The sequence below is a fragment of the Pseudarcicella hirudinis genome (assembly GCF_900115665.1).
In the GTDB taxonomy this organism is placed as follows: Bacteria; Bacteroidota; Bacteroidia; order Cytophagales; family Spirosomataceae; genus Pseudarcicella; species Pseudarcicella hirudinis.
This window is the reverse complement of the sequence record NZ_FOXH01000004.1, coordinates 279,841-300,376: the sequence shown is the minus strand read 5'-3', so window position 1 is coordinate 300,376 and position 20,536 is coordinate 279,841. Positions and strand designations below refer to the sequence as shown.

Annotated in this window: 25 protein-coding genes; 1 reads left to right on the top strand and 24 read right to left on the bottom strand. The window is 37.1% G+C overall.

Translation table 11 applies throughout. The features are described from left to right. The 18 genes from BM179_RS09350 to BM179_RS09265 all read right to left on the bottom strand — a co-directional run bounded on the left by BM179_RS09350 (nt 1) and on the right by BM179_RS09265 (nt 10,354). The gene (locus BM179_RS09350) at nt 1–246 is read right to left on the bottom strand and encodes a hypothetical protein (RefSeq protein ID WP_092015737.1); all 246 of its coding nucleotides are present in this window, start codon (nt 244–246) and stop codon (nt 1–3) included. Continuing rightward, nucleotides 215–1,864, bottom strand: coding sequence for a hypothetical protein (locus BM179_RS09345; protein ID WP_092015734.1), 1,650 nt, complete (start codon nt 1,862–1,864; stop codon nt 215–217). Before BM179_RS09345 ends, BM179_RS09350 begins: the two co-directional genes overlap by 32 nt. Beyond that, nucleotides 1,861–2,658 carry a DNA adenine methylase gene (locus BM179_RS09340; protein ID WP_092015731.1) on the bottom strand — a complete coding sequence of 266 codons (798 nt, stop codon included), beginning with the start codon at nt 2,656–2,658 and terminating at the stop codon, nt 1,861–1,863. Before BM179_RS09340 ends, BM179_RS09345 begins: the two co-directional genes overlap by 4 nt. A 506-nt stretch (nt 2,659–3,164) precedes the next feature. Beyond that, nucleotides 3,165–3,608, bottom strand: coding sequence for a hypothetical protein (locus tag BM179_RS09330; RefSeq protein WP_092015725.1), 444 nt, complete (start codon nt 3,606–3,608; stop codon nt 3,165–3,167). Nucleotides 3,609–3,623: 15 nt separating this feature from the next. Continuing rightward, entirely contained in the window at nt 3,624–3,857 is a 234-nt protein-coding gene (locus tag BM179_RS09325) for a hypothetical protein (RefSeq protein WP_092015722.1), read from the bottom strand. Between the two features lie 225 nt (nt 3,858–4,082). Then, on the bottom strand, nt 4,083–4,397 hold the full coding sequence (locus tag BM179_RS09320; protein WP_092015719.1) for a hypothetical protein: 315 nt from the start codon (nt 4,395–4,397) through the stop codon (nt 4,083–4,085). Continuing rightward, nucleotides 4,394–4,705: a hypothetical protein gene (locus tag BM179_RS09315; protein ID WP_143095192.1), complete on the bottom strand. Its 312-nt coding sequence runs from the start codon at nt 4,703–4,705 to the stop codon at nt 4,394–4,396. The genes BM179_RS09320 and BM179_RS09315 overlap by 4 nt, the downstream gene beginning before the upstream one ends. Nucleotides 4,706–4,898: 193 nt before the next feature. Continuing rightward, nucleotides 4,899–5,093 carry a hypothetical protein gene (locus BM179_RS09310; RefSeq protein ID WP_092015713.1) on the bottom strand — a complete coding sequence of 65 codons (195 nt, stop codon included), beginning with the start codon at nt 5,091–5,093 and terminating at the stop codon, nt 4,899–4,901. Nucleotides 5,094–5,102: 9 nt separating this feature from the next. After that, nucleotides 5,103–5,477: a hypothetical protein gene (locus BM179_RS09305; protein WP_092015710.1), complete on the bottom strand. Its 375-nt coding sequence runs from the start codon at nt 5,475–5,477 to the stop codon at nt 5,103–5,105. Continuing rightward, the gene (locus BM179_RS09300; RefSeq protein WP_092015707.1) at nt 5,474–5,677 is read right to left on the bottom strand and encodes a hypothetical protein; all 204 of its coding nucleotides are present in this window, start codon (nt 5,675–5,677) and stop codon (nt 5,474–5,476) included. Before BM179_RS09300 ends, BM179_RS09305 begins: the two co-directional genes overlap by 4 nt. 15 nt (nt 5,678–5,692) lie before the next feature. Next, the gene (locus BM179_RS09295; protein WP_092015704.1) at nt 5,693–7,573 is read right to left on the bottom strand and encodes a DNA cytosine methyltransferase; all 1,881 of its coding nucleotides are present in this window, start codon (nt 7,571–7,573) and stop codon (nt 5,693–5,695) included. Nucleotides 7,574–7,577: 4 nt separating this feature from the next. Beyond that, nucleotides 7,578–7,937, bottom strand: a complete 360-nt coding sequence (locus tag BM179_RS09290) for a hypothetical protein (RefSeq protein ID WP_092015701.1) — start codon at nt 7,935–7,937, stop codon at nt 7,578–7,580. Nucleotides 7,938–7,956: 19 nt separating this feature from the next. After that, the gene (locus BM179_RS09285) at nt 7,957–8,436 is read right to left on the bottom strand and encodes a hypothetical protein (protein WP_092015698.1); all 480 of its coding nucleotides are present in this window, start codon (nt 8,434–8,436) and stop codon (nt 7,957–7,959) included. Between the two features lie 214 nt (nt 8,437–8,650). Next, nucleotides 8,651–8,803, bottom strand: a complete 153-nt coding sequence (locus tag BM179_RS25250) for a hypothetical protein (protein WP_177219350.1) — start codon at nt 8,801–8,803, stop codon at nt 8,651–8,653. Between the two features lie 2 nt (nt 8,804–8,805). Beyond that, entirely contained in the window at nt 8,806–9,090 is a 285-nt protein-coding gene (locus tag BM179_RS09280) for a hypothetical protein (RefSeq protein WP_143095191.1), read from the bottom strand. Nucleotides 9,091–9,529: 439 nt separating this feature from the next. Further along, nucleotides 9,530–9,799, bottom strand: a complete 270-nt coding sequence (locus tag BM179_RS09275; protein ID WP_092015693.1) for a hypothetical protein — start codon at nt 9,797–9,799, stop codon at nt 9,530–9,532. A gap of 28 nt (nt 9,800–9,827) precedes the next feature. After that, on the bottom strand, nt 9,828–10,097 hold the full coding sequence (locus BM179_RS09270; protein ID WP_092015690.1) for a hypothetical protein: 270 nt from the start codon (nt 10,095–10,097) through the stop codon (nt 9,828–9,830). Then, nucleotides 10,094–10,354 carry a hypothetical protein gene (locus BM179_RS09265; protein ID WP_092015687.1) on the bottom strand — a complete coding sequence of 87 codons (261 nt, stop codon included), beginning with the start codon at nt 10,352–10,354 and terminating at the stop codon, nt 10,094–10,096. Before BM179_RS09265 ends, BM179_RS09270 begins: the two co-directional genes overlap by 4 nt. Before the next feature lie 163 nt (nt 10,355–10,517). On the opposite strand from BM179_RS09265, the gene BM179_RS09260 reads away from it, so the two are divergent. Further along, the gene (locus tag BM179_RS09260; RefSeq protein WP_092015684.1) at nt 10,518–10,940 is read left to right on the top strand and encodes a helix-turn-helix domain-containing protein; all 423 of its coding nucleotides are present in this window, start codon (nt 10,518–10,520) and stop codon (nt 10,938–10,940) included. Nucleotides 10,941–11,190: 250 nt separating this feature from the next. On the opposite strand, the gene BM179_RS09255 is transcribed toward BM179_RS09260, so the two are convergent. The 6 genes from BM179_RS09255 to BM179_RS09230 form a co-directional block, all read right to left on the bottom strand. Beyond that, nucleotides 11,191–12,666: a serine hydrolase domain-containing protein gene (locus BM179_RS09255; RefSeq protein ID WP_092015681.1), complete on the bottom strand. Its 1,476-nt coding sequence runs from the start codon at nt 12,664–12,666 to the stop codon at nt 11,191–11,193. Nucleotides 12,667–12,731: 65 nt separating this feature from the next. After that, the gene (locus BM179_RS09250; RefSeq protein WP_092015678.1) at nt 12,732–13,811 is read right to left on the bottom strand and encodes a 3-keto-alpha-glucoside-1,2-lyase-like domain-containing protein; all 1,080 of its coding nucleotides are present in this window, start codon (nt 13,809–13,811) and stop codon (nt 12,732–12,734) included. Between the two features lie 592 nt (nt 13,812–14,403). Then, the gene (locus BM179_RS09245; RefSeq protein WP_092015675.1) at nt 14,404–14,787 is read right to left on the bottom strand and encodes an Imm10 family immunity protein; all 384 of its coding nucleotides are present in this window, start codon (nt 14,785–14,787) and stop codon (nt 14,404–14,406) included. Nucleotides 14,788–14,794: 7 nt separating this feature from the next. Further along, nucleotides 14,795–15,442: a hypothetical protein gene (locus tag BM179_RS09240; protein ID WP_092015672.1), complete on the bottom strand. Its 648-nt coding sequence runs from the start codon at nt 15,440–15,442 to the stop codon at nt 14,795–14,797. Nucleotides 15,443–15,938: 496 nt separating this feature from the next. Then, nucleotides 15,939–16,271, bottom strand: a complete 333-nt coding sequence (locus BM179_RS09235) for a DUF1493 family protein (protein WP_092015670.1) — start codon at nt 16,269–16,271, stop codon at nt 15,939–15,941. Between the two features lie 2 nt (nt 16,272–16,273). Further along, nucleotides 16,274–20,530, bottom strand: coding sequence for an RHS repeat domain-containing protein (locus BM179_RS09230; protein ID WP_092015668.1), 4,257 nt, complete (start codon nt 20,528–20,530; stop codon nt 16,274–16,276). Nucleotides 20,531–20,536 lie beyond the last annotated feature (6 nt).

Here is a 20,536-nt window from a genome sequence, read left to right as displayed (position 1 = left end):
TTATTCGTCTGACATTTTCATATTTAACTCCTTGATCTTCCCCACCTCACAGGCTCGAAATAACGCTTTCATATAGTCGCCCCAATTGTGTGAAGGATCAGTCCGGAAGAAAGACCACCAATCTGGCTCATTAAAACGATCCGGGGTAATATGATAATTATTCGATGTTTCAAATAAACTACCATCCTCAAGAACCTCCCAGGTGCCGAATTTATCAAGCGTAGAGCGTTTTGAAGATTTGGCCATAGTGATTTAAGTACTCGCTGTACAATTCCGGAGCATTTTCCTGCATATAATGCTTCTGATATTTTACCTTCCCCTCTTCTATTTTATAGACAGGGATTATCTGCCCGCCAAAGGCCACGAAGCTGCCACCGACTTTATTCGTTGCTTCATCGATTTGAGCCTTTCCGACTATATTTTTCAGAGAATCGATGTAATTCCAACCTACCTTATCCTCAGTTCCGTAAGCTTGTCGCTTATAGTGAGTGTCAGTAATTAAGACCTCCTTATATTCATATTTCAATGATTGATTTCCCCAGAGGTCCGTTATTGTATGTGAAATCTTTTTATTTTCAACCCTTGTTTCATAAACAGGCTCCTCAACAAGTTTGTATGTATAGATTGCCTTTTCGAAGGCTTTTATTCCGAAAAGAGAGTCACTTCGGCCCCATAATCTTCCTATGACTTTTCTGGTTTCAAACTTTGGTTTATATTCCTGACGACCAGTCTCAATTTTCACTTCCTGACCATCAAGTGACAATTCATAACGATAATTGACAATATATTTTTTTAGCATTCCAAATTCTTCTGTGCTGACAAACTCCTGATTTTCTTTAAGCTTAGGCTTAATTTCCTCAGCAGATTTCGAAATATATTTAGTAACATACGCCGTTACACTCTTTGCATTTTGGATGGGTATCACCTGGGTGCTTGGCGGATCGGTGAAATTATTCTCAACCTTTTTACGGTAATTATATTCAAGTACTAATCTTGCCAATTCAGCAGATTTTTTAACAGAGAATGACTTTCTGCCATTTTTGAAAGTTTTAATAAACTCTGCTTCTATTGCGGGATGAAGGGTTTTAGGTATTTCATTATTTTTATGAGCAAAGAATAACTTATCCTGTATTTTTTTTCTATTTGACTCGATCTCCTCAGCCGTGCATGCAAAACCATTTCTATACTTATGAAGCTGCACATTGCGGAATCTGTCAACATAGCCCAATCTGTTAACGATCTGGTTCCAACGCCATCTAATCTGGTCCTTGTCAATCCAACGATCGACTATGATGTGAAAATGAAGCTGACCGTTTTTCTGTGTTTCGGCTCTCCACAAGTACACCTTTACATTGCAGCCCTGCAGCAACCCTTTTCCCTTGCCTTTTCTTGTAATGTATTCTCTATCACTCTTCAACCATTCAATAAATGGGTCTAAGCATTCATTTTTAATAAAATTATCATGATGAAGTTGCTTGCTGGGAAGTGTTAAAGTAATGAAAGTCGGATAGACTTGGTTATTTTGCTGATATTCTACACCCGAGATTCTCTTCACCTGATCCGCTAGCAAACTGAATGACTTTTCTCCGTTTTTTGTTTTCGAATCTGTCGCATATTTCATCCCGGTTGTAAGCTCAACCGACATTAAGAAGTTTTCTGCCAGGTTTTTCAAGTTTCTTTTTGAAGCATCTGACAGGTATCCGTTCATATTTTCAGACTTTGCACCATCTTTTAGCAAATTGGCCAATGAGGCCTCATTTTGCGTTGTTTCCTCTGATCTTTCTGAACTAATCCACCGTTTTGTAATTATAACCGAGTTCGGTTTAAACTTGGCGATTGTATCGAATTCGGCAATTGTTTTCATCTTAATTCTTTCAAAATGGAGTTTTGTAATTGTACAGGCATTTCTTTGAATTTTCTCAGGAAGTTTCTCTTTATTCGCTTTAGTTTATCACGTTCCCTAAAATCACTTCCCAAATACCTATAATCTTGTAGTTCGACCGGGCTTTCATAATTTTTGTATAAATACTCTTTTGCCAATCCACCCCTTGTTTGTGACCAAAATTCAATTAAACTATAACAGGGGGGGGGTAACAACTCTTGATAAATCTGATTTGGGTATGTAGAAATAAGCTGCTTGCAACGAATGTTTTTCAGACACTCCAGATATTCAATATGATCTTGGTCAGTCATTTCAAATTCGTATCTTTTCACCTGGCTCTTCCTTGATCCGAGTGGGTAAGGAGGGTCTGAATAAATCAAGGAATTAAAATCTTCAATTAATGCCTTGTATTTTTCAATCAGATCGATGGCACCAAGATTTTCAATTATCAAAATAGATCCAGCATCGTTGTTTCCTTGGCAAGTACATTTAATTTCTCCGATACTGCAGGCTCGGTTATTTTCATGATATATCCGGATAAAATCTTTTCTGTCCGTATCATGAGCAAACCTGATGCTTTCCGGAAAATGATTCACAAGATTCTGGTAAACTCTGTGATTAATATCATTTAAGATCGTGAGGTGTGCAGGGATCATATTTCGAAAGATACTTGCATGGCCGGCATAGGATTCGACATAAATATCGACAGCTGGTATCTGATTAATGATAGTTTGATATGTGCCATCTGAGCCTTTTCCGCCAAAGTATGATTCCATAGTTTAATCCTGTTTGATTTATCCGATAATTCCTTGTTACTGCCAGGTGGTAACTTGTATTTCTGTGTATCTGACAACACTGAAAGAGAAAAAGGGAAGAAGCGACGTAGAGATAAACCCATTAGGCTTTCGCCAGATTTTGTCACTCTCCGGCGGGATTTCTACACAATTTCAGAGTATCACAGTTAGGGCTATAATAATCCCTCTGAGACAGGACACACCCATTTTGGCATCTCTTTAAGACATACAAATGTTCTCCATTTGACCCAATTTCTACCTCAGCAACCATTGCAAGCCTGACCGAATGGCCTTTTTTGTTGTTGATACACTTGGGAGTAATTACGACAAAATCACGAGGTTTGAATTCAGCTTGAAGTTTGTATGTTTCAATAACATCCTGCCTCCTTGAGTTTGCATAACTAATAATGCAGTCTAATGATAGCATTTCACTTAAATAATCATCCTGTGTCATTTTCATAAATCGTTTTTGACAAGCCTTTTGTCTGTTATTTAAATTTAGTTTTTCGATACCTTCCATTTCCGTCAGAATAAATACCAATCAATTGATCAGTATTTCTTTTATAGCCAAAGTCGGCTATAAATTCATCAGGAATGTAGTAGGTGTCTATAAGCTTAGAAATAACAGGGATTGTACCAATACTACAGCCTTCACCTATAATTTGAAAGTTTGCTCTAAATACCTCACAAACAGGAAAAAAATGAGATATGCTCGATGAGTGTCTGGCATAAAGCTCAAGTCTCATTCTTCTGATACAAAGGAAAAACTCCCATATGCTGACCTTGCCAGGTAAACATCTTTCCGTAAAATCGATACTTGCAACCTTTTGCCCCTGATAAAGGCATCCGAAATCAGCAAAATCTCTAATTTTTACGGTATTCAACCTGTTGAACTCCGTAATATCAGAAATGATATTATCGCTATTCTTCATATTTTCAGGTCTATTTTATTTAGGATTTACATTAGTTGATAAATCCTTGGCAATCAGATATGGGCAATCTATATCATGGATGATGGTTTGTAACCCCTTATAATTAATTGCTTCAATATCAGAAAAACAGAAAGGGCATTGATAAATTGAAGGATGGTAGCTATCGTAATTTCCTTCATATACAGCATTTGTTTCTAGCACCCCTTTGCATAATTTTTGAACTTCTTGTTCGCGTTGGTTATCTTCCATTTTTTATTGATTTAAATTGGTTCTGACAGAAAAGGTATCAGGGTAGCGTTTACACAGCGACTATTGGTCTTATTGTTGTTTGCCACATACGGTTTGTGTGCGTATAATAAATACAATCATTACTGCTTTTCCTCAATTTTCAACGGATTGAAAGGATTACAGAACCAATGTTTTTAAAGTCTTTTATTCGGAAATTCTCTAATTTGAATATTTATCGGGAACCCTTCAATAACCCGGAACTAATTTTGTCAATAGGGTAACCTTTACTGGCAAATCACCGGAAGTGAGAAAGAACAAATCGGCTCCGGATTGCTTTACGCTTTCGTTATACCTCTTATAAAAATAGGCCGTTCCCAGTATCTCACCTATATGTCCCCTTGAACCCTTAAAACATAGTGAACCAAAGAAGGTCTCGTTATCGGCAGACACCCTATAGTAAGCAGGCATATCATTTATCAAAATTCCATCAGCCTTCTCAAGCAACATAATTGCCTGATCGATACTGATAATTGTTTCTGTTAATTCTGGTAATTGTTTCATGCTCTTGTGACTTTAACAGGGTGTTTGTATAATGCAATCTGACTATTATACTCGAATGAATAACACCTGCCGTGCGAGAATTGAATGTAAACCTTATAAGTTTTATGAAAGACATGAGCCACCTTACCCTTTCCGTTAATAATACAGTAAACCGTATCTCCAACCTTCAAACTACCTAAATCTATGGGGTTCAAATTATCAGAATCCCCCTTTTTAATATACTTAACCAGATAATAAGCTCCGATAATCCATGAGGATATAAGCAGCGAATCGGTATATAAATCCATCAAAAGATGTAATTTTTCCATAATCATGTTTTTTTTATAAAATCAGTTCAGAAAAAAATCACACAGGCAACACCTGCAGCACTTGCAACGCCTTTTAGGTCGATATTTTATTTCGTGCTCTCGGTATCCACGAGCAAAAGCCTTAAGCACCCTTGCAATAAATATTACCAAAAAGAGCATTACGGATTCCATCAGACGCTTTATGCCACGTGACTCACTCTTCATCTTCATACCAATCATTTTCGTCGAAATCATCATCATCCTGAAAACTATAAAAATGACGTAGTGCATCATCGTCCTGACAATCATTACAACCTTCACAAGATTCCGGAGTCTGATCTGTAATTACATCATCCCAACTGCCATTGCAGTAACATTCACCGCCGCAAATACAACATTCGTGGGCCATATCTAAAAATTAGGGAAAAGTTGTGTAATAAGCTTCATCAAAAGTTAAACATGGATTCATTCCGCCGATCTCAGCATGACACAAGCTTACAACCTCTGCTATACACCGTTTGTATTTGTCTGGATCGTTGCAATCAATCATTCGTCCCGTTACAACACAAATAGAATCACCACCACTGTAGCCACCAAAATTAGGATTCATAACCCTTTTGGCCATAAACACCCTAGCATCCAAGTGCAAATCGTTCTTTTCACCTATCCTCTTCGAATTGTGCTGCCAACTATAGCATACCTTATTTAACACCTCTTCCGGAGGTTCAACCGCAAATGGCTCCTCTGGTATAGTCTCATTGCCTAATTCAGCATAAAATCTTACTACTCTCATTTCCAATAAGTAGAGACAAGGTCGTACAGAAATATACCATCGGCAGCGATTAAAAAGCCAAAAGAGCCAAGAGTTCGCAAAAACACCGGGTTGAACAGTTTCTCGTATCTACGGTTTGACTGTGCCAATAAAATGGAATTTCCCCAAAGTGTCAGGAAATTTGCGAGTCCTATCAGGACCATAATAATGATAGTTGTCATGGTTTTATTTTCAGTTTAATTCCAGTGAAAATTGAGATAGCGTAATAAAATAGCCTTTCCTAATGCCTTAGACCAGCTTTCTGGCAAGATGGGTACTACTGAATTACCAATAAATTTCTTTTTATCTGATTCATTCCCGAAAAGTTTGTAATCAGACGAAAACCCTTGAATTAGAAGCAATTCTAAGACCTTAAGCATGCGCATTTTAATATCACTGATACCATATAGGCACATGAATTGCTTTATTTTGACCATAATTTCTGAATCACCTTCATAGATTGGAACCCGAAATTCCCCTGTCTCAGCTGTCAATAGGTACAATGGTGATTTATCTTGCCTTGCTATAATTACCGGGCATGGATTAATAACACTTGAAGAGTGACCTCCATATGAAGGATTAATAATGTAGTGGTGCTTACGGCTTGCTAAAATTGTAGGGGCAGGATTATCCAGACTATGAGCATTACCCCGAAAACTTGGTGAAACAATAAATGGACTTGCAGTCATCAAACAATGTTTGTCATTTGACAAAATTGATCCAGCAGGTTGATTTAGACTTTGATGATTATTCACACCTGAAAATTGTTTGTCAAACCAATTTACCTTAAGCAATCCAAATCTGTCTTTTGTTGATATTGTTCCGGCAGGGTTGTCAATAGATTGAGAACCTTTACTATTCCCATAGTAGGAGGTAAGAAAACTGGCAGTGATAAGACACTGGCCATCTGATGTTTTAATAGTCCCGGCAGGTCCATCTAAACCTATAACTTTCCCATCAGGTTTACCACTATAATATTTTGCGATAAAGGAAAACCGTTTCACCGAAACCAATCCTAATCTATTTTGAGCAGGAATGACAGGGCAAGGTGAATCAATAGAAGGAGGGATATGCACTCCGGTATTTTTATTGACTGAATTATACTTGAGTAAAAACTCATCCTTTCCCCCAGCAACAAACTTAATCAATCCGGAATAGATTCGCTCCAAGGAAGCATCAACCAAAGGCTTTTTACGGTTAAAAATAGATTGCCCCTCATCTTGTAAATCCAGAACATCCCTTACAGGCTTCCACGGTTTCAAATCTCCAAATAAATGCCCTTTTGATGGCTTTTTAGCATGAGTTGGTGATGGCCATACTATCGGAAGGTCATATTTCGCAAAGCATCCGAACAGACGGTTTCTGCTTGTATAAGCCCCAAAGTCTGCTGAATTTAGCTCTTTCCAGTATTCCTTATATCCGTAATTTTCACAAATAAATTGCCTCCATTTCAACCAGTCTTGGCCATTTTTTCGCGAAACAGGCTTGCCTTTTGCATCCAAAGGCCCCCAGCTCATGAACTCCACCACATTCTCAATTTGGACATATTCAGGGTTAATTGCTTCGATGTAACGTGGCAATCCCCACGCCAGAGTTCTACTGTCTGCATCTCTCGGAAGCCCTCCCTTTGCTTTTGAAAAATTTGTGCATTCCAGCGATGCCCATAGAATTATTTTTATTCTTGGATACAAAGCCCTTACCTCTTTTACGAGTTTGACAAATTCAGTCAAATCAAGGGTCAGAATATCCTCTTCAAAATGTCTTACTTCCTTGTGGTTAAACCAGTGTGATTTGATTGCACCCGGATCATGATTAACAGCAGCAATTACCTTACATACTGGAATTGATTTATTATAGGTTTCTTTTATGGTAAAATCGTCAAATCCTGCACTTTTGGCAATTTTTTCAAATTCCTTAAAGCTACCAAAAACCCTAGAAGGCTTCATTTTTGCTTTTGAAAATCCGGTAGAAGTTCCACCAGCACCGCAGAACAAATCAACAATCCCAAAGATTGGTTGTTCCAAAAAAGAAATATCTGCATTTGGACAAAAATCAGCCGTTTCGTGAGCAATTACCATATCATTAAATGTTACAAGTACCTATAATTTTAAAAAAAAGAATGTCATACTTTTCTTCAAATGGACGCACATGGGTAATAACTGCCTGAATCGATCGATTAGAAAAACCACATTCTTCATCATATTCAATAAATTTGATTGCATCAATTTCCCACCACGGTCGAAATATCTTCTTTTTAAGTATAGCATAATGAAGAACCCCTGAATAAATTAGAGAGAAATCCTCTTTAAGACAGCATATCTCATATGGATATTCCGACAGATCATTCCAAGTTGTTGGTGGTGCTCCGGAATCGCAAACAAACCTCTTTGGTACAATAATACCGTTTTTAAGAGGCGTCATATTAACAACATCTGTAGCCATACTTAAACAGTTTAAATCATTATTTCTGTAAATCTCTATGCCTGGCGGTGACTCTTTCGTGAAGTTGAATAAACTTGTCGTAAGAGAGCGTAAGCTTCAATAACTGATGATTCTCAGTCCAAATTTCCGCTACCTCTTTTGTGGATTTCGCCCGATTTACCTGCGAAAGCACAAGATTTTCGATCATTTGTTCTTTTACGGAAATCCCAGAAATAGGAGGGAAGAACATGTTGGAATCTTCGAAATCCAGTGCTTTCCTTGCTTTCCTAAACCTTTCATCGTGTTGGGCTTGCATTATAAAGAAGCAATCATTCAACTTGTCAACAATTGTTTCCAAATTCCTCAACTTATCAACCCTGTCTTGAAATTTTTTAGTTAAATCCGGACTAAGTTTCTCATATTGCTCTCCGGAAATCGCAATATTGGCCCAGATTTCCGAAAATAATCCCTTCGCCTCTACGTAAAGATTTCCGACGATTTCCCGAGAATGTTCCTCCATACCTTCTTAAGAAAATCCCCCGACATTTGCCGGGGTTTTTACATTCAGACCAAAATATAACCACTAATAAAAAATATCGGTTGGTACTATACGCCTTACCGACTTTCGTACATCTTCTGCCAAAACACATACTCCATCAACAAAGCTCACCCAAATTTTAGAATTCGATTCGAAGCCCCATATAGGGGAATTAAGAGTAACAAGAAACATAGAATTACGGTTTTAGAGTAATAAGAGAAACAATACAGATAATATAAATGGCAAGACACAGCACCAAATCAATCAAACTTACACCATTGGTGAGGATTCTGTAGAACAGAATTCCGACTGCCAGGTATCCGGAGAAAATCAGTAGTTTCCGTTTCATAGCTATGTCGAAATAAATTCCTCAGCTTCAACTTCTTCGACCACATGCTTATACTTCAAATTTATGACCTCCCAAATAGCAATCTGCTCTACGTCAGACAGTACTTTATTTCCTGCGACCTTTTTCTTCCAGGTCTCGTATGTAATCGTTGGAGAGTCTCTTCTCCTATAATCTACCCGGAATACATTCGGGAACAATTCGATACAATAACTATATAACTCAAACTTATCCCTGTTTGAAAGTCTTTCTTGGACCCTCTTCCAGTCCTTAAATGTTAGTAGCGACATAATTATAGTGTTAAATTTCTGATCGTAATATTCTAGTACCTTTGCTTTCTTATACTTCCGTCTTAAGGACATTAACCTCTCTTGTGCCTTATATGACCTCTTTGTCATACTTGTAATGTGGTAATATCCGCATTCAAGACACCTATATGATCGGACTGGTTTTTTCCTGTTATCCAAAATTGCTGCATACTCGTCAATCTTTCGGATAGCTATCGATTTCGATAAGAACTTGACTTTTGTACACATCTTTCACAGGTTTAGATTTTAAGGGGATTTCCAGTAGATTTGTAATTATCAGAGAACAAACGTTAAACCTTCAATCCCCTATTTTAACATGAAAGAATTTTTCTATTACCTTCTAACTTTTACAGCAGGACTCATTTCGGGAATAGTCTTAGCCAATTTCTTTACCAGATTCCTTTTTGCAGAATTCCTAAAATCAACGTTGATTGGACTTTACAAGTTCTTCGTCAATCTTTTTTCCTAATTTCTCGAACGCATCAGGTCTTTCTCTAAAATACTCCATACGGGAGAGGCCTGAATTCTCTATTTCATCCATAAATTCATCAGCATGGGGAGTCATTTGCGCCATCATCCTTTTAAAGTAAATAACCAACAAAACCCCGCCATATAATAACCCAGCACAAAAACTAACAAACAAACTTACCGCAATAGAAAGGGCAAACACCAAAATTTCTTGCTGATCCATATTCGAACATTTTAAAGAGTAAAAAAATTTACTTGAAAAACGCTTTGATCTCTTCGTCAAGCTTTTTCCCCATTTGTTCAAAAGTATCAGGCTTTTGAGTAAGAAAATCCTTAAGCGAAAGTCCGGATTCTTTTACCCTGTCGCTCAATTCATCAGCCGGGAGCGTTACTTTATTCAGAGCCTTCTTAAAAATAGTTCCAAAAAGGATCTGACCGTAAAACGCTCCAATACAAAAGCTAACAAGCGAACCTGCAACAACGCAGAGAGTAAACAGTAAAACAATTTCAGGTTGATTCATTTCTTCGTGGCTTTTAAATGTTTACTGATAGTTTTAACCCGGCAACCTGAAAACATTTCATCCAAAATATGAGGTGCCACCTCAACGTACATTAGAAGAACTTCTCCCGTTTTCGGATCATACTTTTCGCCTCCTGGCTTGTATCTGGGATTACCTCCCTTCTGAGGCTTTCGAAAAGATAGAAACTTGTTTCTGTCAAGGTCATCAACATTAAGCAGCTGAAACTCTTCCGGCGTACCCGTTAGTCTGATTTTCATGTTTATAGATTTTAATAAAGTATTAAAAAAAAGCTATTTACTACCGAAAACTAAATTTTTTGACGAAAAATGTATCAAATCTGATTACTTTCCGTTTACTTTATGACATATTTCTGATACAAATGTTATATAAAAATATTACAAACGCAAATAAAATTTGAACATGAAGCAAAAATTTTATATCAATGGCTTGATAGTCAAGGAGTTGATGAGAAAAAAAAATATAAATTCATCACAAATGGCAAGACTTTTAGACATGACCAGAACCAATGTCGGTAATATTCTTGAAAGAGAAATGATAAAAGAAGACCTTGCACTGAAAATATTATCCAAACTTGGTTATACAATGAATGATGTCGAAGTAATGTTTGTTAAAGGAGAGTTTGACAAAGAGAAAAAAGAATCTTTATCTGACAATTATTTGTACGACTTTGTAGAAGAGATTAAAAGCCTGACCAAGACGATTGAAGATTTAACCAAAACGAACTACCAACAAACACAAACCATAAATGCGCTAGTAATGGCGCAATTGGGAAAGTATAGTCCTGTACTTATGAATCCGTCTTTTATTTTATTTGATAATTAGTTGAAGAAATAACAGATTTAGGTACAGGCGCAATCTTCGGGTTGCAAGGAGTTAAAAATCAGCAAGTTATGAGTGACCGAAGAGCCTCGATAGGAGGCTCTGATAATCAAACACTTAGCAAATCTGCTAAGTGTTTTTTTGTTTTACCGACCCCTAAACTGACGAAACACGGAGGGTCAGGTTGGAAAAGCTGAGAAGATATTTACTGTCCTGTCGTATTATCAAACCACTTTGTTTGCTACCTTCTTATCTATCTCTTTTCAGCTTCAAGTATTTTAATTTGTGTGGCAGCATTTGTGTTGTCAGGGTTTATTTTAAGTGAAAGCCTGTAATTTTTAAGGGCAGCTTCTTTTTGCCCGTCTTTCAGTAATGCTTCTGCATAACTGTCAAAAACGTTCCATGATTTGGAGAATTCTTCTGTATTTAATTTAAAAACAACCACTGCATCTTTTGTACGGTTCCTGCTTAGAAGAGAATACCCTAAAGAATTTAATTCCGACTCTAAGTTTGTAAAATCATACTTCTTTTTAGCCTGCAACTTCGCCTGCTGAAAAAATGATATAGCTTTTTCAACAGAACTTTGATAGACTTTTTCGCCTACTGATTCACCTATTGACGGTTTTGGTTTTTCGTATGGCAAATTATTCAGAATGGAAAAGATTCTATTACTTACAGGATTTAGATCAATATCAAAATTATTATTCAATACAGAATTGCTTAGCAGAATTATTACTTCCCGATCTTCAACTTCCCGAAGCATAATAGAGCGGAATCCATTAATTCCACCGGTATGAACCATGAGCGTTACTTCATGGTTGATTCCGGGAATGGAGGTTTTGTTTACTATTATACCAAAGGCATATTTATTCAGAAAGGGAGTAAACATAATGTCCTTATTTTCCTTCGACAATAATTTCTCACCATAAAGAGCCTCGTCCCAGAGTAATAAATCTCCGATTGTCGAATATATTCCTCCTGCAGCGTAAATCGCTGAAGCCATATTTATATAGCTTGCATTGGTATAATTGCCATAATTGTAATTATATCCATTCGCTCTGTTTTTTAATACCTCATAGGGTGTATCGATACCACTGTCCTTCATTCCTGCTACATCAAATATTTTCTCTTTTAGTACAATCGCATAAGGTTTTTGGGTAATAGACTCTATTATTGCCCCTAAAATATAATAGTTCGAATTGCAATAACTATATCTTGTTCCCGGTTCGTATTGAAGGCTATCACTGCAAAATTTTTCTACAAATTTGTCGGGTGTATAATGATGTGTTGCAATGTCAGGAAAAAAGTCAGGTCTGCTGGTATAATCAGGAATTCCGGAAGTCTGTGTCAATAACTCATAAATTGTCACTTTATTGCCGATGTCTTTTCTGTAATAAGGCAAAAATTTAGAGATAGGATCTCCAAGATTTAGTAGACCTGATTGCTTTAATTGCATAATCAGCATTGCCGTAAATTGCTTGGAGAGAGAAGCTATTCTGAATTTTGTATTGACTGTGTTACGAGCTCCCGATTCCATATTTGCAAACCCGTAGCCTTTCTGTAAAATAATCTTCCCCCGCTTTGCCACAAGTACACTGCCATTAAATGCCTGAATATCTTTATACGATTGCAGAAGCTGGTCAATTTGCAAGGCCTTATTCTGTGCAAGATTGGTAAAAGGAATAAAGCAGATAAAGCTCAGTGCAATGATGATTCTCTTTCCGGTCATTAAATTAAAATTTAAAGTATCTGTCCTGAAAGGCTTACCTAAAGATATTTCAGGACAGGATATTGCTATTTCATTTTCTCAAGAGTGGCAATAAAACCCCAGTTTTGGTGCTGAAGTCTGCCCATTGATTTAAAACCATTACCAAATAGAAAAGAATCTCCTTCTGAAATGACCACTAATTCATTATCACCTTTTTTGAGATTCAGGCGGATTCGGTTAGTACCGGGAGAAAGCCGTTCTAATTTGTATTTGGCATAATTAAACACTTCCTCGCCGTTTAACAAAATTTTCATTTTCCCGACAAAATCAAAATTCAGGAAATTAGCTTGTTCTGTTTCCGAATGGATATTGTGTTTGGCATAAATCACGCCGTTAGGATAGTCATAATATCGGGATAAATTTACGTAATCATCGCCCTGCTCATTAATTTTTATCCATTTATTTATTTTTTTCATCTGACCGGCACCGTAAGCAGTGGTGATAGGCAATTGCTCGGAAATTTCCCATTCAGTTATTGATTCAGGTAGTTCTTTAATAACAATGTTGGCAAAATAAGATGTTCCAAACAGCGTTCTAAGTAAAATACTGCCGTTTTGGACCTCCGTTTTCATGAGCTTAATGGACATATCTGGCTTTTTGTTATTATTGGTAAAGACTTTTAAATTATCACCCAGTACTTCAATAACGACATGAAACCATTCGAGCCTTTTAATATCGGCAGTATTCTGATAAGCCCCGTAAAATACCCAGCTCAAAGTTCCGTTATAAATCGGTATGTATTGTATCGCTTCTTCGGTACCTCCATAACCGGGTCTGAAATACAGAAACTGGTAATTCTGCTCATTGGCAACATGAAAGCCAATGCCTGACATCACAGCACCTGCAATATCCAGTTCCACTCTGAAATTTTTGTAGTTTGCGTCTTTTTTCCATGCAATTACCTTATTCTTACCATCAAGTTTGATGCATGATTTTCCTGAAAATGTAGTGTCTGTTAAGTCCGTCGTTTTATTCTCTTCAGAAAGCACAGTCCATTCGCTTGTATTAATCTTTTGCCCGAATACAAAGGCGTTTGTTATTAAAACAAGATAGGTAAAGCATAGAAAAGTAAATGACAATCCGATTCTTTTTGTTTTCTCTCTCATAGATAAGTTAAAATATGGTTGCTAATAAAAACTAACAGACCAAAACTACATTATCATGATGGGAGAGCTTGTTCAGGACTTTTTCAAGTTCGTGCAAGTTTGTTCAGAGGTGTAATGTATTGTTTGTCAAATGGTTGTAAGTGTTATCATAAATTGAAGAGCCTTGCCAAAACGAAATCGGGTAGGAGAGTATTGATGATTAAACCAATCAAGACATCAAAGAGTTTGTCGGAAGAAATAAGAAATAGTTTGGATTAACACGGGTCCGACGACTTTGGAAAGAATTTGGAAGAAAGTAAAAATTACAGAAGTAATTCCAATTTTATTATAAACGAAAGAACTGTATATTTTGCTCCTAACTCTCCTGCTATGAAGAACCAGGATTACAAAGCGAAAAGCGGTTAAACAGAGACTGATCACATATCTAACCGCATAATATAATTTGTAGTCTCTTGTTGTAAGCATTTGTTAAATGCTGAGATGGCAAACAGAAAAGTATAAAAGGTTAAAAAGATGCTCAATACTTACTGTGTCACAGACACTCTACACCATGTATTGCCCGTAGTCGAAAAAGACTACGGACAGGGAGGGGTTAAGTAATCACGTTAAATGTTACGTCATTTTCATCTTCAAAAATAGTTTTAAGCTCTTCAAGAAGATTTTTATACTCCAAGTCATTTAAAGAGTAATAAACCAGTATTTGATTTGTGTTAAACTTTTTACTTCCGCTATCATTTAAAATTATCTCTAAGTTATTTTTTGTTAAATTAATTTTAGAAATACAATTATAACTTCCACCAAAATTACTTAACTCTAAATAATATTTTGACCAGTTTAAAGATAGCTCTTGCTCATCTACGTCGTTAGAATATTGAATAATTACATAATTGGCGTAACTTTCATTTTCAATAAAACCAATAATCCAAACGTCATTTTCATCTTTGGTCAGACTAACTTTTGATGCATTAAATTTCATAATTACTTTATTGGGGTTTAATTTTGGATGTCCACGTTAGAGTTTCTCCACCTTCTCTCCATTGGTAAATAATAGGCGTTCCTGTCTGTATTGAAACTTGATTCATTTTACCTCTACAACTTGGACAAGGTGCTTGCTGACCTGTAATAATCATTTGATTTCCTGACACATTTAATAGTGACATATTTTCATTATTATTAACAGCTCTTGCTTCTGTATGACTTGCTAATGTATTTAACGGAAAACCTAAACTTTTTTCCTCTGCGGTCATATTACCGCTAACAATCCTTTCAGCTTTTACAGTTTGATTGTCAGAATTAACAATTCTAACATTAGCATTATGATGATTTTCATCAACTCCTATTGGGCCTGTCCTTCTCACACCTCCTCGTACCGTTTCGACATGAGGTATTTGTTGGGAACGGGAACGCAAAACACCTCTAGTCAAGCCTAGTCCCCCTCGATATTCCTGTGATATGACTTGGATTGAAGAAGCAAAAGCATTTACAACAATTTGTCCATTAGTCTGAGGAGTTCTTGTATGTCTATTATAAGCAGTTCGGCTATAAATCTCACCAATTCGTTTATTAGATTCTGATGGGGTAGAATTCAGCCAACTTATAAATTTATTCCAAAGTCCTTCCCCAGGCCACATTCCATCAGGATCAATAAACCGAATAGGATTGTCAAAGGCATAAGTATATGGACTCCATCTTCTTCCATTCTCTGCCAGTGGATCTATTCTTTACAATCACTCTACACCCACTTTTTCAGTTATTCAACTCGCTTTCAAAGAACTATCTGCCCATAAGATACGCACTTTTTTCTTTTCAGTTGAAAAAAAAAGTAGGTTCATTTCTTTACTGGTGCGTGGATTGGCGTGTCCGATTCACTCTGCAATTGGTCCGGGTGATGCTGGGGTTTGATGTTATTTTTTGCAAAGATTTAGTCAGCATCGCACGAGCGATTGCAGATAGCCATCAAAAGCAAAGGAAAAGGCAAAAGCGATGGGGCAAGGATTATCACTTATGTTATTACGGATAATGAGGAAGTTATCTTACTTACCATTTACGACAAGTAAGTGAAAAGGTAATATCTCTGAAAAAGAATTGAAAGAACTGTTAGAAGAGTTAGACTAATGCAAAAAGCCCCTATTCGGGGCTTTTTGCATTAGTAATCATGTAATCAAATAGCATTTTAATAGTTAGTTCTTCTTTTATTTCTCTTTGCCTTTTCAACCCAAATAAATGTTTCCATGTCATTGTATTTAGTTCCGTTTCATCTAAAAAATATTTATGAAAATCAAAAGTTTCAAAGGTTACATTGAACGTTTGTCCAAGATTTAGAAGTAAATCCAAAGCATCGCCTCCATCAAGAGGACATTCTCTATTTGCATCTCTGAGAATTGTCTCACTATTAAAAGTATCGCCAAAAGAATACTTATTTTCAAGAAAACAAAGTAAATTGTTAAATGTTAATTCCATAATTATTCTTTTGTTTTATCATAAATGGCCTGCCCTGCTTCTTTTCCGCCATAAAACCCTCCGATTCCTGCCCCAACGGTTAATGCACCATGTGCTGCCCACCCCCAAGGTCCCGTAAAATCAATGCCAGTTGCGGTAAGTGCTGAACCTGTTGTAGTTGCTGCTGCCCATGCACCTGCCCATCCGCCTCCTTCAACCACTAAGGCTTCTGTTTTATTTTCGGCTGTTGCCACATTATAGATAGAAATCCCAGCACTAACACCAACAAACCCCCTTCCTAGCAATGGAACAGTTCTTCCAGCTACACCTCCTAATAATGGTGACCTAAGAGGCATACTATAACCTTTAATACCTACTCTTTTAGGTAGTTTATTAAATAACCATTTCGGGGTTTTGGTATCTCCTAATGTTTGCCTAAAATATTGAGAAGCTATCGAAGTACCTGGTGTCGTACCACCAAGTTTTCCTCTTGTAGAAATATTGTTGTCACCCAAATAATTTAATGCTTGACCTGAACCATAGATTAAACCATTGTAATCATAAGATGTTCGTTTTCCATAAACAGTTGCCCCTTTTCCATCACCGTTTAATACTATGCCAGTTTCTTTATCGTAGGTATAAAGTGACTTGCTATTTCGATATTCATCATATTTAGGGTCTTTGGGGCAGGTTGGGCAAATAGCAATAGCATTACTTTCAAAAGCACCACTTGGGCTTAAACCGAATAAATCAACATAGTTTACAGGGTTGTTATATGTATAGTGATATGGACTCCAAGACTCTTGACTATCTGTCATTGGATCAATAGTAAACCACCTCCCCAACACAGGATCCTGCATTCTGGCTCCGAAATCATACATTCCTGTTTCAGTCTGACATTCTTTTCCGTTGAAAAGAAATTTATTTGGAGTTGTCGCAATAACCTGACCAGCTCCTTTTAAAACCATGCCCCAGGGATCGTAGTTCTGGCTTTGGCTGATTACTGCTACGCCGCCTACTTCTCTGAATGATAAACGGTTATTGCCCAGATGATCGGTATAATTCCATTCATATACCCAGGCATTGCTTTCATAAACTGCTCTGCCTTCATCTGTGGCTAGCTGGTAGAAATTGTAAGTGCCCCCTGCCCCAGTCTTCTCATAGACCATCGCCTGGATGTAAGCTGTGCTCCGCTGTAAAACACCATTGAGCAATACCTGCTTTTCAAGCTTATTCCCACTTCCATCATAGGCATATACTATTTTCTGCCCGCTTCCAAAAGTGATTTCCTGAGGTAAATTTAAATAATTATAGGTAATATTCGTAATCCCTTTATTCTTATCTGATTTCAAACTTCCATCCGCCCAATAATCATAATCATCCGTCCCAGTATTATTATTTCTGAAATCTCCGACATCATTATTGCCTGTTACCGCATCATTGACATATGACAACCTGTTGCTGTTACCGGAATAACCATATGTCAGTTGGTCAATTATTCCATAACTGGTATTAATTGGCCCATAACGATTCAGGCTCAAAATGTTACCATTCAGGTCATAGCTGACATTGTTCATGGCATAATTTTCATTCGCTTCTCCACCATCATAAGAGGCTGAGGTAAGCCTGCTGCTCAGATCATAGGAATAATTGTATCTGCGCTGTTTATTATCAATTTTACTCAAATAGTACTGAGAACCAATATTACCATCAAAATATTGTAAAGTCTCATCATAGGATAATCTTAATGAAAAGAGGTCATTTTCAGCAGTATTTAGTGTAACATCTCCTAATGTATTACAATTGATGCAATTCAGTCCACCGCGGATATTATACCTATAGTCTGTTTTCTGTAGAATACCTGTAGCTGTATTATCGGAATATGAATTAGTAACTAGGGGATTTTTAATGACGAAAGTATTGCTTTGCTGTGTATTTTCGGGATGATTGACCACGTTATACAGAATCATATCCTGGTCATTTCCCGGTCCGGTATAAATTACCTGGGCATCCATATTCACATCTTCTGCCCGATATACTTTTTTAAGGACATAAGCTGAACTATTTATGGTATTTTCAGGAGAATACATGACCTCATTATAAATTGGCATAACATCATTGGCAGACCCCTGGAAAATAACCTGTCCATCCTTATTGGCATCTCCTGCCCAAAGCAGTGTTTTTCCGTTCACTATTTTGGCCGGAGTGTTAATGCCTGTACTGGTATAAAGTGTTGGAGAGTTAATCAGGTCAACCATTGTAGCAGAACCCGAAGACAAAGCTATCTGAAATTTAGTCATTACCGGAAGGTGATTTCTATGCCTGATGGAAACATAATAATTACCCGGTGGTGCTTTCATTTTCAAAGCATAAGTGCCATCCTCAGGATTAACTACATTTCCATCTCTTTTTAATACAAAGGCTTTGTTGGCAACTACTCTATCTGGTAAATCTCTTAATTCTACCACAATCCAGTCAACTATTTCATTGCTCCCCAAAACATTGAGTACAGAGTTAGCCATTGGCTTATTTTCTGTAGGATCAATAAAACTGTATTTATTGTATAAGCTGTATGGTTCGTTTTTCGGTAAAAGATTAAGGGCTTTTAGCGACCCCGTCATAATACCACTGTTAGCATCATAAGCTCCCTGAAGGAAAACTTTTAAAGAAAGCTGAGAGTAAGCAGGACTGGTAGCCGCAGAAGTAGGAATGACTTTCGAAGACATTCTGCCAATTTCATCATAATAGTATTTAACCGTCTTTACAACATTATTGTCAATTTTATGCGTCATTTTCACCTTTCTGCCAATATGATCCATCTCATATTCTGTCAGGGTATTAACATCAGCTTTGCCCGATTGACGATAGATAGTTGTTGTAGAAATAAGCTCTCCCGGAAAGTTGTATTTATTGAAAATGATATTGGTTCCTCCCAGAATATGGGTATTCTGTATTTGAATTACCCGGTTATTATCATCATAGTAGTTTACATCTATTAGAATTTGTCCGGTATTTTGCAGATTTCTCTTTCTGTGGCCAGTGACTAATCCGGTAGCATTATTATAAGGAGAGAGGGGATAATTGCTATTGGTCTGAAATCCGTACTGTCCACCCAGCCAGGTGTAGTTATCGTAATAACTGGCTTCCTGGACGTCACTGTCATTAATAGTTATGGGAAAACTCTGATTACTGTAACCAAAAGTTCCGCTGGCATTATATATCTCGTAAATATTGGTTATTGTATTAAAATTGGATTGTAAAGTAGCCTGAGATGAGGAATTTATCACTTCTCCTTTCAGGATGTTTCTGCCTGATTTATCATACTTGAAAAAAGTCCATTTGTTCTCAGCGGCTTGTTTACTGTTTTGAGTTAAAACCACTCTGTCCATTTGGTCATACACCATATTTACTGAACCGCCATCCGGAATATATTTTTTGATTACCCGTCCCTTTTCATCATAATCATAGATATAAAACCCGCCGTTAAGAATGGCATTGGCTTTTGAAAGAAAATTGGGAAGAGTAGGGTATGCTTTTGGCGGAATCACATATCTGAGTCTGCCCATGGTATCGTAGATATAACGGGTTATAGCATAATCTGTAGCTCCTGTACCAAACCGGACACTCTTCTGAACAGTTAATCCTCTTTTATCAACGTATTCTATGACGTCCTGATTTTGTTCATTAATAGTAGTGCGCTTGAAAAGGGTACCTCCCGGATAACCATATGTACCAACCACATTACTGATACCTCCGTCACTAGCAATCTGAAAGTTCAAAACACCATTGTCTGCTTCATATTTGTAAGTGACAACTTTGTTGTAATTAGCGAAGCTATCCCCAGGCCCCATTTGGGTCAATACTCTTTGAGATGGATCACTATCAAAAGAAGTGAGTGAGCTATAGGCTGTGTTTTGACGGTAAAATCCAAAATAATCCGTAGCAAGTCCATTCTGATAATAACCCGTAAAATCCCGGGAAGGCATGGGCAAATCACTCCTCTTTTTTCTTCCCATGGCATCATAAGATACTGAGCTCTCAATAATATCTCTTTTAAGCGGAGAGCTTTGTAAACCTAAGGTCTGCAGGGGTCTCCCTAACCCATCGAAATACTGAATTTTAACAGATGATTTAGAAGGGTCTTTGGCATCAGGCTCATAGGTAGATGCTTCTCTGGGTGATCCTTCCAGTACTGCATTTTTACTGATTGTAAGGCTTTGAGCAAAGGTTTCAATGCTCAGGCATATAAAGAATAACAAGTATAATATGTTCTTTTTCATCAGGAT

Excerpts from the sequence above, each read along its gene's own strand:
- BM179_RS09295 (WP_092015704.1), bottom strand. The coding sequence starts at position 7,573 with ATGGTAATTGCTCACGAAACGGCTGATTTTTGTCCAAATGCAGATATT.
- BM179_RS09330 (WP_092015725.1), bottom strand. The coding sequence starts at position 3,608 with ATGAAGAATAGCGATAATATCATTTCTGATATTACGGAGTTCAACAGG.
- BM179_RS09260 (WP_092015684.1), top strand. The coding sequence starts at position 10,518 with ATGAAGCAAAAATTTTATATCAATGGCTTGATAGTCAAGGAGTTGATG.
- BM179_RS25250 (WP_177219350.1), bottom strand. The coding sequence starts at position 8,803 with ATGAAACGGAAACTACTGATTTTCTCCGGATACCTGGCAGTCGGAATT.
- BM179_RS09285 (WP_092015698.1), bottom strand. The coding sequence starts at position 8,436 with ATGGAGGAACATTCTCGGGAAATCGTCGGAAATCTTTACGTAGAGGCG.
- BM179_RS09270 (WP_092015690.1), bottom strand. The coding sequence starts at position 10,097 with ATGAATCAACCTGAAATTGTTTTACTGTTTACTCTCTGCGTTGTTGCA.
- BM179_RS09310 (WP_092015713.1), bottom strand. The coding sequence starts at position 5,093 with ATGGCCCACGAATGTTGTATTTGCGGCGGTGAATGTTACTGCAATGGC.
- BM179_RS09245 (WP_092015675.1), bottom strand. The coding sequence starts at position 14,787 with ATGAAATTTAATGCATCAAAAGTTAGTCTGACCAAAGATGAAAATGAC.
- BM179_RS09305 (WP_092015710.1), bottom strand. The coding sequence starts at position 5,477 with ATGAGAGTAGTAAGATTTTATGCTGAATTAGGCAATGAGACTATACCA.
- BM179_RS09290 (WP_092015701.1), bottom strand. The coding sequence starts at position 7,937 with ATGGCTACAGATGTTGTTAATATGACGCCTCTTAAAAACGGTATTATT.
- BM179_RS09315 (WP_143095192.1), bottom strand. The coding sequence starts at position 4,705 with ATGGAAAAATTACATCTTTTGATGGATTTATATACCGATTCGCTGCTT.
- BM179_RS09345 (WP_092015734.1), bottom strand. The coding sequence starts at position 1,864 with ATGAAAACAATTGCCGAATTCGATACAATCGCCAAGTTTAAACCGAAC.
- BM179_RS09265 (WP_092015687.1), bottom strand. The coding sequence starts at position 10,354 with ATGAAAATCAGACTAACGGGTACGCCGGAAGAGTTTCAGCTGCTTAAT.
- BM179_RS09350 (WP_092015737.1), bottom strand. The coding sequence starts at position 246 with ATGGCCAAATCTTCAAAACGCTCTACGCTTGATAAATTCGGCACCTGG.
- BM179_RS09240 (WP_092015672.1), bottom strand. The coding sequence starts at position 15,442 with ATGTGGCCTGGGGAAGGACTTTGGAATAAATTTATAAGTTGGCTGAAT.
- BM179_RS09255 (WP_092015681.1), bottom strand. The coding sequence starts at position 12,666 with ATGACCGGAAAGAGAATCATCATTGCACTGAGCTTTATCTGCTTTATT.
- BM179_RS09235 (WP_092015670.1), bottom strand. The coding sequence starts at position 16,271 with ATGGAATTAACATTTAACAATTTACTTTGTTTTCTTGAAAATAAGTAT.
- BM179_RS09250 (WP_092015678.1), bottom strand. The coding sequence starts at position 13,811 with ATGAGAGAGAAAACAAAAAGAATCGGATTGTCATTTACTTTTCTATGC.
- BM179_RS09280 (WP_143095191.1), bottom strand. The coding sequence starts at position 9,090 with ATGTCGCTACTAACATTTAAGGACTGGAAGAGGGTCCAAGAAAGACTT.
- BM179_RS09325 (WP_092015722.1), bottom strand. The coding sequence starts at position 3,857 with ATGGAAGATAACCAACGCGAACAAGAAGTTCAAAAATTATGCAAAGGG.
- BM179_RS09275 (WP_092015693.1), bottom strand. The coding sequence starts at position 9,799 with ATGGATCAGCAAGAAATTTTGGTGTTTGCCCTTTCTATTGCGGTAAGT.
- BM179_RS09340 (WP_092015731.1), bottom strand. The coding sequence starts at position 2,658 with ATGGAATCATACTTTGGCGGAAAAGGCTCAGATGGCACATATCAAACT.
- BM179_RS09320 (WP_092015719.1), bottom strand. The coding sequence starts at position 4,397 with ATGAAACAATTACCAGAATTAACAGAAACAATTATCAGTATCGATCAG.
- BM179_RS09300 (WP_092015707.1), bottom strand. The coding sequence starts at position 5,677 with ATGACAACTATCATTATTATGGTCCTGATAGGACTCGCAAATTTCCTG.
- BM179_RS09230 (WP_092015668.1), bottom strand. The coding sequence starts at position 20,530 with ATGAAAAAGAACATATTATACTTGTTATTCTTTATATGCCTGAGCATT.